Annotated in this window: 15 protein-coding genes, 3 tRNA genes and 2 pseudogenes; 9 read left to right on the plus strand and 11 right to left on the minus strand. The window is 70.7% G+C overall.

Annotated features, from left to right (window positions below; translation table 11 throughout):
- Window positions 1-186 precede the first annotated feature (186 nt).
- From ACZ5WK_RS10255 to ACZ5WK_RS10285, 7 genes and pseudogenes are all read right to left on the minus strand, one after another.
- Window positions 187-906, minus strand: a pseudogene (locus ACZ5WK_RS10255) (recombination directionality factor); the annotation flags it as partial.
- A gap of 256 nt (window positions 907-1,162) precedes the next feature.
- A complete protein-coding gene (locus ACZ5WK_RS10260) occupies window positions 1,163-2,209 on the minus strand; it encodes a hypothetical protein (protein WP_465546799.1) in 1,047 nt (348 codons plus the stop codon).
- Window positions 2,203-3,225, minus strand: a complete 1,023-nt coding sequence (locus ACZ5WK_RS10265) for a glycosyltransferase (RefSeq protein ID WP_465546801.1) — start codon at window positions 3,223-3,225, stop codon at window positions 2,203-2,205. Before ACZ5WK_RS10265 ends, ACZ5WK_RS10260 begins: the two co-directional genes overlap by 7 nt.
- Entirely contained in the window at window positions 3,226-4,518 is a 1,293-nt protein-coding gene (serS, locus tag ACZ5WK_RS10270; RefSeq protein WP_402808035.1) for a serine--tRNA ligase, read from the minus strand.
- Window positions 4,511-5,221 carry a histidine phosphatase family protein gene (locus ACZ5WK_RS10275; protein WP_465546804.1) on the minus strand — a complete coding sequence of 237 codons (711 nt, stop codon included), beginning with the start codon at window positions 5,219-5,221 and terminating at the stop codon, window positions 4,511-4,513. Before ACZ5WK_RS10275 ends, serS begins: the two co-directional genes overlap by 8 nt.
- Window positions 5,218-6,177, minus strand: a complete 960-nt coding sequence (locus tag ACZ5WK_RS10280; protein WP_465546806.1) for an aminoglycoside phosphotransferase family protein — start codon at window positions 6,175-6,177, stop codon at window positions 5,218-5,220. Before ACZ5WK_RS10280 ends, ACZ5WK_RS10275 begins: the two co-directional genes overlap by 4 nt.
- Window positions 6,177-7,427: a methionine adenosyltransferase gene (locus ACZ5WK_RS10285; RefSeq protein ID WP_465546808.1), complete on the minus strand. Its 1,251-nt coding sequence runs from the start codon at window positions 7,425-7,427 to the stop codon at window positions 6,177-6,179. The genes ACZ5WK_RS10280 and ACZ5WK_RS10285 overlap by 1 nt, the downstream gene beginning before the upstream one ends.
- Window positions 7,428-7,637: 210 nt before the next feature.
- On the opposite strand from ACZ5WK_RS10285, the pseudogene ACZ5WK_RS10290 reads away from it, so the two are divergent.
- The 5 genes and pseudogenes from ACZ5WK_RS10290 to ACZ5WK_RS10310 form a co-directional block, all read left to right on the plus strand.
- Window positions 7,638-7,853: pseudogene (locus ACZ5WK_RS10290) on the plus strand (helix-turn-helix domain-containing protein); the annotation flags it as partial.
- 189 nt (window positions 7,854-8,042) lie between these two features.
- Window positions 8,043-9,029 carry a hypothetical protein gene (locus ACZ5WK_RS10295; protein ID WP_465546966.1) on the plus strand — a complete coding sequence of 329 codons (987 nt, stop codon included), beginning with the start codon at window positions 8,043-8,045 and terminating at the stop codon, window positions 9,027-9,029.
- The gene (locus ACZ5WK_RS10300) at window positions 9,026-9,910 is read left to right on the plus strand and encodes a phosphotransferase family protein (protein WP_465546810.1); all 885 of its coding nucleotides are present in this window, start codon (window positions 9,026-9,028) and stop codon (window positions 9,908-9,910) included. Before ACZ5WK_RS10295 ends, ACZ5WK_RS10300 begins: the two co-directional genes overlap by 4 nt.
- 462 nt (window positions 9,911-10,372) lie before the next feature.
- The gene (locus ACZ5WK_RS10305; RefSeq protein WP_465546812.1) at window positions 10,373-10,669 is read left to right on the plus strand and encodes a tyrosine-type recombinase/integrase; all 297 of its coding nucleotides are present in this window, start codon (window positions 10,373-10,375) and stop codon (window positions 10,667-10,669) included.
- Window positions 10,670-10,807: 138 nt separating this feature from the next.
- Window positions 10,808-11,563 carry a DUF6928 family protein gene (locus ACZ5WK_RS10310; protein WP_465546814.1) on the plus strand — a complete coding sequence of 252 codons (756 nt, stop codon included), beginning with the start codon at window positions 10,808-10,810 and terminating at the stop codon, window positions 11,561-11,563.
- 155 nt (window positions 11,564-11,718) lie between these two features.
- Here the strand turns inward: ACZ5WK_RS10310 and ACZ5WK_RS10315 are convergent.
- The 4 genes from ACZ5WK_RS10315 to ACZ5WK_RS10330 form a co-directional block, all read right to left on the minus strand.
- A tRNA-Phe gene (locus ACZ5WK_RS10315) sits at window positions 11,719-11,792 on the minus strand.
- 27 nt (window positions 11,793-11,819) lie between these two features.
- Window positions 11,820-11,893 (minus strand) — tRNA-Asp (locus ACZ5WK_RS10320).
- Between the two features lie 67 nt (window positions 11,894-11,960).
- Window positions 11,961-12,033: transfer RNA gene (locus tag ACZ5WK_RS10325), tRNA-Glu, on the minus strand.
- Between the two features lie 127 nt (window positions 12,034-12,160).
- Window positions 12,161-12,502, minus strand: a complete 342-nt coding sequence (locus ACZ5WK_RS10330) for a metallopeptidase family protein (protein ID WP_396324753.1) — start codon at window positions 12,500-12,502, stop codon at window positions 12,161-12,163.
- Between the two features lie 70 nt (window positions 12,503-12,572).
- Between ACZ5WK_RS10330 and crcB (ACZ5WK_RS10335) the strand changes: the two genes are divergently transcribed.
- From crcB (ACZ5WK_RS10335) to ACZ5WK_RS10350, 4 genes are all read left to right on the plus strand, one after another.
- Entirely contained in the window at window positions 12,573-13,085 is a 513-nt protein-coding gene (gene crcB / locus ACZ5WK_RS10335) for a fluoride efflux transporter CrcB (protein ID WP_465546816.1), read from the plus strand.
- Window positions 13,082-13,462, plus strand: a complete 381-nt coding sequence (locus tag ACZ5WK_RS10340) for a DUF190 domain-containing protein (RefSeq protein WP_465546818.1) — start codon at window positions 13,082-13,084, stop codon at window positions 13,460-13,462. Before crcB (ACZ5WK_RS10335) ends, ACZ5WK_RS10340 begins: the two co-directional genes overlap by 4 nt.
- Window positions 13,459-13,833: a fluoride efflux transporter CrcB gene (crcB, locus tag ACZ5WK_RS10345; RefSeq protein WP_465546820.1), complete on the plus strand. Its 375-nt coding sequence runs from the start codon at window positions 13,459-13,461 to the stop codon at window positions 13,831-13,833. The genes ACZ5WK_RS10340 and crcB (ACZ5WK_RS10345) overlap by 4 nt, the downstream gene beginning before the upstream one ends.
- Before the next feature lie 362 nt (window positions 13,834-14,195).
- Window positions 14,196-15,005: a hypothetical protein gene (locus ACZ5WK_RS10350; RefSeq protein ID WP_465546822.1), complete on the plus strand. Its 810-nt coding sequence runs from the start codon at window positions 14,196-14,198 to the stop codon at window positions 15,003-15,005.
- Window positions 15,006-15,043: the final 38 nt, after the last annotated feature.

Raw genomic sequence — 15,043 nt, forward strand, 5'->3', positions numbered from 1 at the left:
CGGCGTGAGCGGCTTGGAAGACCGGGCGGGCGGGCCCACTGACTCGGGTGGCAGAGGCGACGACAGCTTGGTGGGTCTCACGACGGCGCGAGGAGGGGGTGTCGCCGGATCACCCAGCACGCGGACCACCGGTTTCCGGTAGCGAACGGCTACACCGGACGCGGTGGTGAGTTCCACCAGCTCAAGTGCGAGGTCGCACGTCGTGGGGCCATCGGTCTCGGTCAGGGCACGCTGAAAGTCGGCGACCGTCTTGGCCAGCTCCCAGGAGCTGCTCACGAAGCGGAAGAGCCCGAGTGCCGGCTTCTCGGCGAGCTTGAAGTCGATGGCGATGTTGGGCAGGGGACCTCGACCGGACTTCGCTGCCAGCCTCCGTTCCTCGATGCTTTCCGGACACCCGCACGGCTTGCCGACATCCGCCTCCGGTGCGAGCAGCCGGGTGCCGTCGCAGTCGTGGAGTAACTTGCCCTTGTAGCCGAAGAGCAGCATGCGGGCCTGGACCGCGGATGGTCCTTCAACGATGATCCGCACCGTGTCGTAGTCGGTCAGCACCTCCAAGGAATCCTCGGCCGTGCTCTCCCACTTCATGGGCTCACCGCCAAGCAGGCTCGCGACACCTGCGGCAACGTCTGGGGAAGCCATCGTCACGCGCCAGGCGTCCAGCGACTGCGGGCGGTTGTCCACCAGCCGCCCCGCCCGAAAGCGGCCGACGTAGTCGGACTGACTTTCCGAGTCGCGGTCGGAATCCTGTTGTCTGCCTGCCACAGTCAGCAGCTCCTTCTCGCGTAAGTGACGACCCGTCAGGTTGGGCGCCGAACCTCCCAGCCCGTGATGAGCGTATGCCGGGAAAGGGCAGCCCTGGCGCGGTGCGCTGGCGAGCCTCGGCCGCGTGCCCCTCCTCACATGCATGCTGCTGCCCGTCTCGTAGCGTCAGCCCACGCACCGGCGAGCTGGGCGCGGAGGTGGGTCAGGCGGGCGTGGTGGTGCTGCCGCTCCAGCCGCCAGGCACAGAGGTGACAGGCCGCGAGGGTGACTGTCTCGCCTTCGACGGTGAGTGTGCCCAGCTCGGCGACTTGGGTGACTTCTTCGCACTTGAAGCAGAACCCGGTCGTCCAGGCGAAACGGAGTCGGAACTCGGCGGGCGGGTTCCGGTCACGTCGGGGTCTCACGTTCTGTCGCTCCAGCTCGACCGAGGTAGGGGGAGGGACATGGCGGAGGTGACGTCGCGGCGGTGGATCTCGCGCTCGATGACGAAGGCGACCTCGGGCCACGGCAGGGCCATCGGTGAGGTGAGGCTCCAGAATCCGTGGCTCGCCCGGACCAGGGCGCTGACTCCGAGCGGTGCGGCGTCGGCGGGGACGGCAGAAAGGGTGCGGCGGAGTACACCGCCGGCCCCTCGTGCCGCAGGGGCGATGCCGTTACCGACGAGCAGCGTCGCGGTTCGAACGGCGTCGAGCACGTCGGCGGCCACACCGGCCGTCGCGAAGCTGCCGAAGGCCAGCTCCCACCAGGGGCGACGCGTGCGGGCCCAGGCTAGACGTTCGAGGCCGGAGCCCAGGTCCACCGCCATGCGGCTGGGATCCGCAGCGTTCCAGAGCAGGACGATGTCACCGATGGGAAGGTCCAGGTGCCGGAAGTGCACCGTGAGGCCGCAGACTTCGCGGCGTTGCCAGACGGCGTCGCGGCCGTGGATGGTGAGGTGTCTGGCGTGGAGGCCGATGCCGGACAGCAGTGTGAGCCAGTGGTCGAGGATTCCGGTGAACTCGGTCGGCCGAGTGATGGGTTCGATGCGCGAGATGTTGACGAACGAGGTGAGGAATCCCTCCCTCAGGGTGCCTACGTGGTCCCGCTCGCCGGTCAGTCGGACGACCGGCTGGGGGAGGTAGCCACGGCGGAAGACGTACGGCTTTCCGTCCTTGAGGAGGGGATCGAGCGCCTGAACGGCGGAGATCGTCAACTCGGTGTCCCGGCCCCACCGCATGGGCAGCGGTCTCGCACGGGCTACGCCAGCCGCGCGGAAGCCGCTCTCCAACTGATGCAGCAGACCGGCCCACTGGAGCGGTCGACTGGCGGGCCGGTACGGCGTCCCCCGGTCGCGGTGGCGGATCTCGAAGCGGCCGTTGGCGTCGTGCTCGATCTCCCACTGCGTGCCGAGCCCAATGCGGTCGGTCAGGAGATCGAGCGGCCTCGACGGTGAGTCCGCGGTCAGCACGGCCCGGTCGCCAGAGCGCGGAAGTGCCGCTCAGGGTCGAACCGGCTCAGGCCGATGTCCTGTACGGTCGGCGCGTCCAGTTCCAGGCACCGCTCGATCGCAGTGGCAAGCGCCAGGGCCGCGTCCTCGTCGTCGTGCTCAGGATCGACTCTGGCAACGGCTCCGGTGGTGTCGCACAGAGCCGCCTCCGCGCAGGTGCCGTCTCGCCAGCAGAGCGCGGCGACGGGCGTGCCGGCACGCAGGGACTCCCCGAAAACAGCGGCGCCGGCCTCCACGTAGCTTCGTGAGCAGGTGTAGACGTAGACCGAGGCGTCGGAGAAGGCGGCCGTCTTGGCGGCCCCTCCGACTTCGCCGACCCAGCTGACGTGATCAGCCGCGAACAGTGCCTGGTGACGTCGCACGTAGTCGTCGTCGAAGACCGGTCCGACGATGTGTATCCGCCGGCCGAGCAGTTGGGCCGCGCGCACAGCGAGGTGCGGCGACTTCTCCTCGTCGATCCGGCCGAGCCAGACGAGGTCGCGGCCGGGCCGGGCGGGAGGTTCGGCTTCACCGATCCCGAGGTGGACCGCGTGCTCCAGCACTGGTGCGTGGGCGGCGTACAGCCCCGCCATCTCGGGCGAGTAGCAGTAAAGCCGGGAGCGCTTCGCGTCGAAGGCGTCGGCGGCGTGCCGGAAGACCGGCGAGTGCTGGAAGGTCGCGACGTCGCAGTCGAGATCGGCCCAGACCCGACGCCACCCGGGGAGCGACGGGTACTCGTGTCCGACCACGAGCAGGTCGTAGCCGGTGGAACGCAGGTCACGAGTCTGCCGGGTACCCGGCCGGAGGTCTTCGAGACGGATCGGACGAGTGGTCCAGTCCGATCCGAGGTCGGTCCTCCAGCCGGGGCCGAGGAGGTGTACGTCGGCGCCTGCGGCTCGGGCGCCTTCCGCCACTGCCCAGAGCCAGCGTTCGATCCCGCCGTAGCCGACGGGCGGGAAGGTGTAGCTGCTGGGGAAGTCGCAGATGCCGACTAACACTTATGCCTCCGTTGTTCCGTCCGCCGAGATCCGGCGGAATCCGAGGTAGGGCACCAGGGCCTCGGGCAGGACGATGGAGCCGTCCTGCTGCTGGCACTGTTCGAGAAGGGCGGCCAGGGTGCGGCCGATGGGCAGTCCGGAGCCGTTGAGGGTGGCGACGGGCTTGGTCTTACCGTGCTCGTCACGGGTGCGGATGCCCGCGCGGCGGGCCTGGAAGGAGCCGCAGTCCGAGACGGAGGAGATCTCGCGGTAGGTCTGCTGGCTGGGCAGCCAGACCTCGATGTCGTAGGTGATCTGGGCGGAGAAGCCGAGGTCGCCGGCGGCGAGCTGCACGACCCGGTAGGCCAGTCCCAGCTCCTTGAGGCAGGCTTCGGCGTGGCTGAGCATCTTCTCCAGCTCGGCCTGGGAGTCCTCGGGGTCGCAGATGCGGACCATCTCGACCTTGGAGAACTGGTGCTGGCGCAGGATGCCGCGGGTATCCCGGCCGTAGGAGCCGGCCTCAGAGCGGAAGCACGGGGTGTGCGCGGTGAGGGCCAGGGGGAGTTCGGCGGGCGGGATGATCTCGTCCGCGTAGAGGTTGGTGAGCGGGACCTCGGCGGTCGGGATCAGGAAGAGCTCGCGCTCGCCCATGCCGGTGGCGAAGAGGTCCTCCTCGAACTTCGGGAGCTGGCCGGTGCCGGTCATGGTCTGCCGGGTGACGAGGTACGGGACCGCGTGCTCGACGTAGCCGTGCCGCTTGGTGTGCAGGTCCAGGAAGAGCGTCGCCAGGGCGCGCTCGATGGCGGCGCCGGCACCGCGCGAGACGCTGAACCGGGAGCCGGAGAGCTTGCTGGCACGGGCGAAGTCGAGGATGCCGAGGGCCTCGCCGAGGTCTACATGGTCCTTCGGCTCGAAGGAGAAGGACGGCGGCGCGCCGACGCGACGGATCTCGACGGCGTGCTCGTCCGAGTCGCCCTCGGGGGTGCTGTCGAGCGGCAGGTTGGGAATGGTCAGCAGGAAGTCGCGCAACTCCTGCTGCACTTGCTCCTGCTCCGCCTCGGCCGACCGGATCTCTTCCTTGAGGTCGCGGGCCCGGTCCTTCAGCGTCTCGGTGTCGCCGCCCTGGCGGGCCGCCTGCTGGACCTCCTGGGCGACCCGCTTCGACTCGGCCCGCAGCTCGTCCACGCGAGTGATGAGCTGGGATCGGCTGGACTGAAGAGACTCCAACGCAGAGAGATCCAGGGTGTAGCCGCGGCGGGCGAGGCGGCGGACCGCCTCGGAGCCCATCTCGATGAGGGCGCGGGGATCATGCATGGGAGTTCGTCTCCTCCAGCTGGACAGATGGTCCATCGAAGGTAGCAAGCGTGCGCCGGTCCTCTGGCCGGGATGACCATCCGCCGGCTCCGGAGGTCTCCTGTTCCTCCGCATCCAGGACTTCGAGCAGGGACGCGGTGAGGTCTTCGAGTTCGCGGTCCTCGATCCTGACCAGGTACAGGCAGGGAACCTCGTCGAAGAAGATCGGCATGGCCCGCCCGGGGGCGTCGCGCGAGGTCTGTCTGTGCCACCGCAGCACGGAGACCAGCAGGCCGTGCGCGACGACCGTCCGAGGCGAGGGCAGCTGGAGTGCGCTCCGGAGGCCGGCAAGCATTCTGCGGATGGCCTCGCGCTGGGACTCGGCGGCCCCGGGCGGGTTCTCCCATGGTCCGGCGGCGACGAGCCAGCGCGCGTACTCCGTGAAGGGCCCGCCTTCGAACTGCCCGTAGTCGACTTCATTGAGCGCGGGCTCGACCCTGACGGGCTGATCGGCATCGCCCATCAGCAGGCGTGCCGTCTCACCCGTCCGGGCGAACGCCGAGGTGAGCCAGATCTTCGGTTGAACGGCAGTGATCACGCCGCTACCGGTCCGGCAGGCGACGCGTCCTGCCGGATCCAGCGGAAGATCGACAGTCGGGTCGCCGTTGACCCGGTGAGCCGCGCTGTAGTGGGTACTGGAATGGCGCAGGAGGTAGGTGGTCACGTCTGGCCGTCCTTCTCTGGCACCGCAGTGAGATCCAGGTCGCCGGCCAGCCCTGCGATTACCCGCTCCATCACGGAGGCGCGGTGGTCTCCCGCCTCGCGGTAGTAGAGGAGCCCGTCCACGCAGAGCGCGAGGCTCCAGTGGCGTAGCCGCCGCGGGTCGAGGCCGGCGGTGGTGACGGCGATCTCGAAGCGGTCCCGGGTGTGGGTGCCCAGGTTGTAGTAGACGGTCCAGAACGCCCAGTCGAAGACCTCGTCGCCGACCATCGGCAGGGGGTCCGCCAGGACTGGCTTCCGTCGGTCGTCGAAGAGGACGTTCTCGCGGTAGACGTCCGCGTGAAGAACCGATGCCCGTGCCGCGTCCGGGCGCAGTCCGGTGACCAAGCGCTCGCCGAGTCTCGCCCAGTCGACCTCCAGCTGGGGGCGTTGCGTCGCCAGGCGTCGGTGGACTCGCGGGACCAACTCGCATTCGAGGAAGTCGTGGAGGCTGGGAAGTGCTGCGGCTGTGGTGTTCGCGCCCCGGCCGAGGCGATGCAGTTGCCGCAGGGCGGTAGCCACCGCCTCGTACTCGTGCGTCTCCGGTCTGACGGAACCGCCGGGTACGGCTGCCACCATCTCCAGGGCGGCGACGCCGAGGTCGTCCGCGTTTTCGAGCACCCTGACGGCCGGCCCGGCCGCCCAGATTCCCAGCGCGATCATCTCGTTGCGGTAGCGGCTGTGGTCGGGCCATGCCTTCAACAGGACCTCGCGCCCGCTGGTTCGCTCGCGCGCCACCATCAACAGGGAGGCGTGGCCGGCGTCGTGGTAGCCGTCGGGGGTCAACTGCCAGCGGCGTGCGGCTTCGTTGAGGAGCTCGGGGGCTCGGGCCAGCCACCCGTGCACCTCCGGACCGTAGTGCTCCCGGAGCCGCTGCCAGGCGCTGCGCGGGGGCAGGAGCGTGGGCGATTCGGTGTGCATCAGCTGAGCCGGACGCCGTGGTGGACCAGCTCTGCGGTGAGCTCCGGGAAGCCCCCGAGGGCCAGGGCGACCTGGGCCTGTACCTTCTCGATCTCCGGGTCCTCGGCCGCGAGCCGGACCAGGACCTTCCAGGGCTGGTCGAGCCGGTGGCCGGTCGCGCTGACGAGGTGGACCTCGGCGTAGCTGCCGGTCTCGTCGTACAGGCGCTGGGCGAGGCGGGTGGCTGCGAGGTTGTAGAGCTTCCCGACGTGGTAGACGGGGTTCTTGCCGCTGGCCCCTTCCAGGTTCATCGGGCGGAGCGGGGTGATGAGACCGTTGACCCGGTTGCCGCGGCCGACGACGCCCTCGTCGCCCGACTCGATGGAGCTGCCGGTGTAGGTCAGGTAGAGCTCGTCCTTCTCGGGGACGTCACGAGCGTTGAGGAGGAAGGTGATCTCGATACCGGGGAGGTGCTGGTCGGCGAACCGGGCGCACTCGGCCAGGACCTCCTCCTTGTTGGCGAGGTACGAGGCCCGGTCGGGCACGTGCTCGGACTTCTGCGGGACGCACAGGATGGCCTCGGCCTTGGCACCGTCGAAGTGCCCCATCACCTTCACGTCGGATCCGCACCAGGGGTTCGCCCGGGTGAACTCGCTGACTCCGGACAGGTGGTTGACGAGCGCGTGGGCGAACTGCTCGAACGGGGCCATCGGGGCCCAGCCGGTGCCGAGCGAGGTGTCGTTGGCGATCAGGGTGTGGCGCTCGCGCAGGTCGTCCACCGAGCGGGGCGCGAACCAGCGCGACCGGTCGGTGCCGCTCTCGTCGGTGACCACCGCGCCGGGGCTGGGGTTGCTGGTGATGTTGAAGACCAGGTCGAGGTGACCGGCGAGCTCGGGCAGCCGGTCGTGGAAGAAGGCCAGGACGGCCTGCTCGACCAGCTCCTGCACCGGGATGTCCTCGCCGCCGCAGGCGTACGCGGCCCGGCCGTTGACCAGAACCTTCACCGGGGCCGTCATCCGGCCCGCGCCGTAGCGGACCTCGCAGGAGCCGCCGAGCAGGGCGAGCTTGTCGAAGTTGTGGTGGAGCACGGCGCCGAAGCGGTCGAGCGTGTAGCGGCTGTACGCGCGGGAGAGCTCCTCAGCCAGGTGGTCGGCGAGGGTGTCGGGGTGGCCGAGTCCCTTGCGTTCCAGCAGGACGAGGTCGGTGGGGAGCGGACGCCCGGTCTCGATGGTGATGCTGCTGTGCTCCACGGTCGTGCTGACTCGCTGCATGGCGATCTCCTCTTCCGTCGGTCAGGCTACGGCGGCAGCCCGCGGGGGCGTTCGGCGCGTAGTTGTGCCGAACACCTGCACGTCAGGCTCGTAGCGGTGTGTAATGAGCGCTTAGCGCTCGGAAACATTCAGCCCTGCCGGTGAACCGCTCGACCAGTACCGGCATTCGGACAGCGACCGCTGTCCACAAGAGACGCCCTGGGGGATCAAGTGCCGCGACCACTCAAGCCTCTGGACCCCACCCGATCCGCGGCCCACTGGTTCGGCGCGGAGCTTCAGTACTGGCGGAAGCTCAGGGGGCTGAGCCAGGACAGACTCGGGCAGTTGGTCCACCTGAGTGGGGACCTGATCAGCAAGATCGAGCGGGCGGAACGGCCCTGCAAGCTCCTCCACGCTCAGGCGTTAGACGCGGTCTTGGACACCGGCGGAGTGCTCGCGCGAAGCGTCGTGTTGGCCGCGGCTGAATTGGACAACCGCTCAGAGGTAATGGACAAACGGCGCAACGGGCCCGCCAAGCCTCCCCGAAGGGAGGTGCTCGGGGGCACGCTGGAAATGCCACCGCCAGCCCCCGAGTGGAATGAGTCCGACCCCGTGGAACGACGCAACTTCCTTGCCGTGACGAGTGCAGCTCTCACCGCTGGCCCTCTGGCCCAGCTCCTGACCTCCACCCCAGCCGCCGCCGTACCCGCAGTGGTCCGGCCCGCCGACGTCGAGCAGATCCGCACCGCAGCGACCACACTGCGCAGCTGGGACAACCTCTACGGCGGCGCCGGCGTCGTCCGTGACACGGCACTCGCCCAACTGCGCTGGGCGGCCGGTCTCCTGAAGAGTCGCTGCCCCGCTCCGCTGCGGGCCGAACTGTTCGGAGCCGTCAGCCGCCTGGCGACCGTGGTCGGCGCCTCGGCCTTCGACGCCTTCGCCCACGAAGACGCCCACCGGCTCTTCGCCTTCGCCACATCGTGCGCCGAGGAAGTGGACAACTGGCCTCTTCGCGCCATCTCCTACAACCTCCGCTCCCGCCAGGCCATCTGGTGTGGAGATCCCGATACCGGTCTCACCTTCGCTGAACTCGGCCTGGCCCGCGCCGACCGACTTTCCCCCGCGGAGCAGTCCATGCTCCACAACGCTCGCGCGCGGGCCCTGGCCAAGATGGGGCGTGCCCAGCAGACCCTGGCCGCGATCGGCGCGTCCGACGACTCGTTCACCTCGATCACCCCGGCCGTCGAGGGACCGTGGATGGCGTATTACGACGGCGCCCAGCACCTCGGCGACACCGGCCACGCCCTGTTCGACCTCGCCCTCGCCGGCCATCCGCCGCAGGAAGCCCTCCGGCGACTCCAGGCAGCGGTCGACGGCCACGGCGACGGATTCGCCAGATCCCGCGCGTTCTCCCGCACCAAGCTCGCCACGCTCCGGATGGCTGCCGGTGACGCTGAGCAGGCGTTGGCCGAGGGCCGGAGCGCCCTCGCGGAGGTCAGCGACCTCCGCTCGCTGCGTGCCAACCACGAGCTAGCTGAACTCGGTCGGGTCGCCCATCGCCACCGCAACCTCGGCGACATCCGGGACCTGCGGGAACAGATCGCCGCTACGGTGGCAGCGTGAGCAATATCGAGGACTCCCACTCCCTACTGCTCAAGGCATGCGCGACGGTCGGCCTGTCTGCAGCGGGAGCCGAACCGATCCGGATCGGGGAGAACGCGCTGTGGCGATTGCCGCTGGGGATCGTGGCTCGCATCAGTCGCCCCGGGCAGTCGGCTGCCGCCGGGCGCGAACTGGCGGTCGCACGCTGGCTGCGCGACTGCGGGGTTCCTGCGGTTCGCCCGCTCGAGCACCTGCGTGAGCCAGTGGATGTCGACAACAACCCCGTGACCTTCTGGCACGAGCTGCCCCCGCACCGGCCAGGAACCGCTGCCGACATCGCGCCGCTCCTGCGGCGTGTCCACGAACTTGCCGTTCCTGAATTCCTGTTGGGCCAGCTTGACCCGTTCGTTCGGCTGGCCGTCAGGATCGACGGGGCCGCCACCCTCGACAACACGCAGCGGCAGTGGCTGCGCGACCGCTTGGCAGATCTTCAAGCGGCGTGGCTGAGCCTCCCGCCCGGCCTGCCTGCGAGCGTCATTCACGGTGATGCGTGGGGCGGCAACGCGGCGGTCACACCGACCACCACCTACCTGCTCGACTTCGAACGAACCTCCCTCGGGCCTCCCGAGTGGGACCTGACGGCTACCGCCGTCGGCTACGGCACCTTCGGCACCGTTTCGGACAGCGAGTACACCGCCTTCTGCGAGGCGTACGGTGCCGACGTGATGACCTGGGCTGGCTACCCGGTGCTGCGGAGTATCCGTGAGCTCCGGGTCACCTGCTTCGCTCTCCAGCACGCGGCGGCCGATCCGGCTCGACACCGGGCGGAAGCTCACTACCGTCTCTCGTGCCTGCAAGGGCAGAACGGTCCACGCCCCTGGGGCTGGACAGCTGTCAGCTGAGATGTCGATCAGAGAGACGAGCCCGACCGTGATGACTGCACCCGGGATCCGCAGCGATGTCCCCGGATCCTTCGCTTGGGTGTCTTCCACGACCGTCACCCCAAGCTCATCCAGCATGTCCTCGATGCGCTGCCGCGACTAACGGATCGGCAAGGGCCTGACCACCGCTCAGGCCAAGCTCGTGCTCAAGGAGCTGAGCGGCCACCGCCTGCACCCCTCTATGTCCTCGCGCTGATGCTCGGCATGCGCCGGGGCGAGCTGCTTGGCCTTCGCTGGGGGCTCCGTCGAGCTGGAGCGCGGCACCGTCACGGTGAGCACCAACCTCCAGTGAGTCGACGGCGAGCTGTGGCTCGTCCTGCCCAAGACGCTGTCCTCCGAGCGCACCCTGCCGCTGCCCGCGCCGGTCCGCGCCGCCCTTGCGGACCACCGGGAGCGTCAGGCGTCGAGCGGGCCACCGCCGGCATGGACTGGCAGGAGAACGACCTCGTCTTCCCGTCCCGGATCGGCACCCCGTACGAGCCGGACAACCTGCGCCGCAGCTGGCACGCGGTCCGCGGTCGCCTCGGCCTGGACGACCTCCGCTTCCACGACCTCCGCCACACCTGCATCACCCTGCTGCTCGACCTGGGTGTGCCCCCGCACATCGTCCGGGAGATCGCCGGCCACAGCGACGTCGGCGTGACCATGAAGGTCTACGCGCACGCCTCCCTCGCCGAGCGCCTCAAGGCCCTGAGCCACCTCGGGGAGGCGCTCTCCTAGCCTCGCGCCCTGGCTCATCAGTTCGTCCGGTGCCCGGCAAGACCCAGGTCTTGCCGGGCACCGGTGTCTTACGCGGTTGGTAGTTTGCGGCCTGCCCTCGGAACGGGGGTGCTCATCGCTCTGGAGAGGGGTCGACACGTGGGAGCCAAGACCGGGCTGCTGGTCTACAGGGATACGGCTTCGGCCGACCCGCTGCGGTTGCCGGCGGAAGCGGATCCGGAGCGGACGGCGGAGCTGGTCGGCCGTCTTTACCCCGGGTGGGAGCTCGCGGAGTCGGCCGGGTGCGAGCTCGGCGATGCGACATACCCGCCCGACGGGACTGCGTATCTCGGCAGCTTCCCCGGGGTCGACATCGTCTGCGATCAGCACTGGGTGGGCGACTACCCCTCGCGGCTGCCGCAGCACCTGATCGACGCGAGCGCGGGACGCCGCCTGGTCGTGCACTGGATGCACAGCGTGGTGGACTTCCTGGCCTTCGCGGTCTGGGAGGACGGGCAGCTGGTCCGCTCGCTCAGCGTCTCGCCGGACAGCGGGGTGATGGAGAACATCGGCGAGCCGCTGCCGTTCGAGGCGCCCTTCTGGGCCGGTGAGCACCCGGTGGAGCCGGTTCCCGGCTGGCCGGCCAAGGGGCCGTACCCGCTGCCGTTCCACCCCCTCGACCTGGGAGAGGAGGCCCTGCGGTTCTTCTTCGGCTTCGTGCTGGAGGGCATGCCGGAGCCAGAGGACATGGATCCCTACGAGGTGGTCCTCCAGGGCTTCCGTCTCGCCGATCCCGACGGGCCGACTCCGGAGGAGAAGGAAGCCGCGATGCGGGCCGTCACCAGCCGGATGGGGCCACCCCGGATCTTCACGTACGGCCCTGATGGCACCATGGTCGAAGTCGAGGGACTGTGATGGGCGTCACGCCGCCTCGATCTCCGGGCAGTCCGGTCGGGCTGCCCGGATTCGCCGCGATTCGGAGCCGATTGGCCTCGGTGCCGGCGTCAGCGGGCACGAAAATGCCCCCGAAGCGAGCTGCTTCGGGGGCATCGTGCCTTTTCAGGCGGCTGTGGCCAGGGCCGGGGTCGAACCGGCGACCTTCCGCTTTTCAGGCGGACGCTCGTACCAACTGAGCTACCTGGCCGTACTACACCGTCTCTTGCGAGACGAGCGATCCCGACGGGACTTGAACCCGCGACCTCCACCTTGACAGGGTGGCGAGCTAACCAACTGCTCCACGGGACCTGGTGTGGAATTTCTCCACAGTAGGTCTTGCGGCACTGCACTTTACTACGGGTACTACGGTACTGCGTGCCCCCAACGGGATTCGAACCCGTGCTACCGCCTTGAAAGGGCGGCGTCCTGGGCCACTAGACGATGAGGGCTTGCGGCCTGTCCCGCCGTTTCCGGCGTTCGGGGACGTCGAGAAGCATATGGGATGGCGAGCCGAACGCCAAAACGGGTTTCGGCCGACCGGGCGGGTGCCGGTGGGTGGTGGTCTTCAGGAGGTGTTCAGGACCAGCCGAGCTCGTCGAGTTCGTGGTCGTCGAACCCGAAGTGGTGGGCGACCTCGTGGATGACGGTGGTGCGGACCTCGGCCACCACCTGCTCGCGGGTCTCGCAGTGCCGCAGGGTCGGACCCAGGTAGACGATGATCCGGTCGGGGAGGACGCCGGCGTACCACTCACCGCGTTCCGTGAGGGGGGTGCCCTCGTAGAGCCCGAGGAGTTCGGGGTCGGCGGGGTCGGGTTCGTCCTCGACGAAGACGGCGACGTTGTCCATCATGGCCGCGAGCTGCGGGGGAATCTGGTCGAGGGCGTCGCTGACCAGCGTCTCGAACTCTTCCCGGGTCATCTCCACCGGATCATTGTCGGGTCTGGGGTGACGGTGTGCCAGGCGGTCGGGGCCGGTGTTTCATGGGCCTATGACGACATCGGACGGCGCGGCGAGCGGCGCGGCGGGGAGCGCGGTGGGCGGCACGCTGCGGGTGGAGCCCGCGCCGGCCGTGCCGCGGCGGCCACCGGTGCTGCGGGGGCAGGGCCCGGCCGTGGCGGTGGTGGCGCTGGGCGGGGCGATCGGGGCGTCGGCCCGGTACGGGGCCGGGCTGCTCCGGCCGGACGCGCCGACGGCGTTTCCGTGGACCACGCTGGTGGTGAACGTGGTGGGCTGCGCGGTGATCGGGGTCTTCCTGGTGGCGATCACCGAGGGGCGGCCGGCGCATCCGCTGCTGCGGCCGTTCTTCGGGACGGGCGTGCTGGGCGGGTTCACCACGTTCTCGACGTACGCGGTGGACACCCGGCGGCTGCTGGTGGAGGGCCGGCCCGGGGTCGGGCTGGCCTGTCTGGGGCTGACACCGGTGGCGGCGCTGGCCGCGGTCTGGGCGGCGGCCGGGCTGACGCGGCGTCTGATCCTGCGTGGGGCGAGGGAGAAGCGATGACCAGGCTGACCGGGCCCGCGCTGCGGCTGACCGTGCTGGTCGGCGAGAACGACCGCTGGCGCCACCGCCCGCTGTACAGCGAGATCGTGCACCGAGCCCGGGCCGCAGGGTTGGCGGGGGCGAGCGTTTTCCGGGGGATCGAGGGGTTCGGGGCGTCGTCGCTGGTGCACACGGCGCGGCTGCTGTCGATGAGCGAGGACCTGCCGGTGGCGGTGGTGGTCGTGGACACCGAGGAGCGGGTGCGGGCCTTCCTGCCGGAGCTGGACGAGCTGGTGGCGGAGGGGCTGGTGGTGCTCGATCCGTGCGAGGTGATCCGGTACGTGGGGCGGGGCCGGTCCGACGAGGGCACGGCGTCAGGGGCGGAGGCCGCGGAGTGAACTGGCTGCTGGTGCTGGCCGGGGCGGTGGTCGGCGCGCCGCTGCGCTACCTGACCGACCGGGCGGTGCAGTCCCGGCACGACTCGGTCTTCCCGTGGGGGACCTTCGCCGTGAACGCGGTCGGCTGCGTGGTGCTCGGGCTGGTGACCGGGGCGGTGGCGGCCGGCGCGGCGTCCTCGCAGGTCCAACTGCTGCTCGGGACGGGGTTCTGCGGGGCGCTGACCACGTACTCGACCTTCTCGTACGAGACGTTGCGGCTGGCCGAGAGCGGGGCCGGGCGGTACGCGATGGCCAATGCGGCGGGCAGCGTTGCGGTGGGGCTGGCGGCGGTCTACGCGGGGGCGGGGCTGGCCTCGGCGCTCTGGGGCTGAGTGGCGCCGCCCGGTTCCGGGCCGGGAGGGTGCGGGGGGTCTGCGGGGCGCCCCGCCCGGCGGTTCCGTGCCCGGCGCGGTGCCGGTTCCGGCGGGTCCGGGGGTCTGCGGGTCCGGGCGGCGTGGAGGGCTTCGTGCCGCCGGAATGGCGTCGGCCGGATGGCCCCCGGGTGCTTCCCGGCGGGGTGCCCGTGTCCCGCTGCCTCGGGCGCGCGTTGGGCACCGGAAGTGCCGGGCGCGGTAGGGCGGCCGGCGGGTGGCCCGGGTGGGGCGGCGGGAGAGGGATCGCGGTGGCGGCAATGCGTGCGGTGCGTGCGGTGGCTTCGGTGCGTTCGGTCCGTGCGGTGCGCAAGGTGGGTGCGGTGCGTGCGGTGCGTGCGGTGCGCGAGGTGGGCGCCCGGGAGGACCGTCCCGCGGTGGTGCGGGCGGTCGCGGTCCGGGAGGCCGAGCCGCGGCCGGTGGCCGTGCGCAACGGTGTGGTCCGGGCGGCGGCGGTGCTGGCGGTGGCCGGTCTCGGCCTGACCGGCTGCATGTCGGTGGGGCCTGCGGCGGACGAGAAGCACGGCGCAGTGCCGGTCGGCCAGGCCGGGACGCCGGGCAAGTCCGCGGGCGGCGGGTCGGCCGCGCCGAGCGGCGGCGCCCACCAGGGTGGTGCGTCCGGGCGACCGGAGCGCACGGGGGGCGCGCAGACGGAGAGCGCGCCGGGGACGGGCCTGACCTCCGCGCCGGGTGCGGCGTCCCCCGGCGCGAACGGCGTGAACGGCGCGCCCGACGGCGCGGGGGCACTGCCGGACGCGGCACTCGGTGAGGTCGCCCCCGGCGCGAACGGGGCTGCTGGGGGCGTGAGCGACGGCACCGCACCCCAACCGCGTGGCGGCTCGTCGGGCGGCGGGGCGGCCGGTGGCGCCGGTGCCAGTGGCGGCACCGGCGGCGCCGGCGGGTCCGGGGGGTCCGGCGGGTCCGGCTCGAGTGCCGGCACGGCCGGCGGTGCGGGCGCGGGGCACTCCGGCGGTGGCGCGGCCACCAGCCCGGCGGCGAGCCCGACCGGGCTGCCGTCCGGCACTCCCGATCCCGGTCACACCACGCCCGCCGCGACCGTCCCGCCGACCACGGAACCCTCCCCCACAAGCTCCGGATCTTCGGCCCCGAGCCCGGGCGCGGGCGGGCATTAGCAGCCTGGCCAGCGCATTTGCCTCCGATCCCTAGGCTC

It is taken from the genome of Kitasatospora sp. NPDC032757 (genome assembly GCF_055579305.1).

What these genes read in the sequence shown, in the direction of transcription:
- ACZ5WK_RS10285 (WP_465546808.1), bottom strand. Translation starts at nt 7,427, where the DNA reads ATGCAGCGAGTCAGCACGACCGTGGAGCACAGCAGCATCACCATCGAG.
- ACZ5WK_RS10305 (WP_465546812.1), top strand. Translation starts at nt 10,373, where the DNA reads ATGGACTGGCAGGAGAACGACCTCGTCTTCCCGTCCCGGATCGGCACC.
- ACZ5WK_RS10280 (WP_465546806.1), bottom strand. Translation starts at nt 6,177, where the DNA reads ATGCACACCGAATCGCCCACGCTCCTGCCCCCGCGCAGCGCCTGGCAG.
- ACZ5WK_RS10330 (WP_396324753.1), bottom strand. Translation starts at nt 12,502, where the DNA reads ATGACCCGGGAAGAGTTCGAGACGCTGGTCAGCGACGCCCTCGACCAG.
- serS (WP_402808035.1), bottom strand. Translation starts at nt 4,518, where the DNA reads ATGCATGATCCCCGCGCCCTCATCGAGATGGGCTCCGAGGCGGTCCGC.
- crcB (WP_465546816.1), top strand. Translation starts at nt 12,573, where the DNA reads ATGACGACATCGGACGGCGCGGCGAGCGGCGCGGCGGGGAGCGCGGTG.
- ACZ5WK_RS10340 (WP_465546818.1), top strand. Translation starts at nt 13,082, where the DNA reads ATGACCAGGCTGACCGGGCCCGCGCTGCGGCTGACCGTGCTGGTCGGC.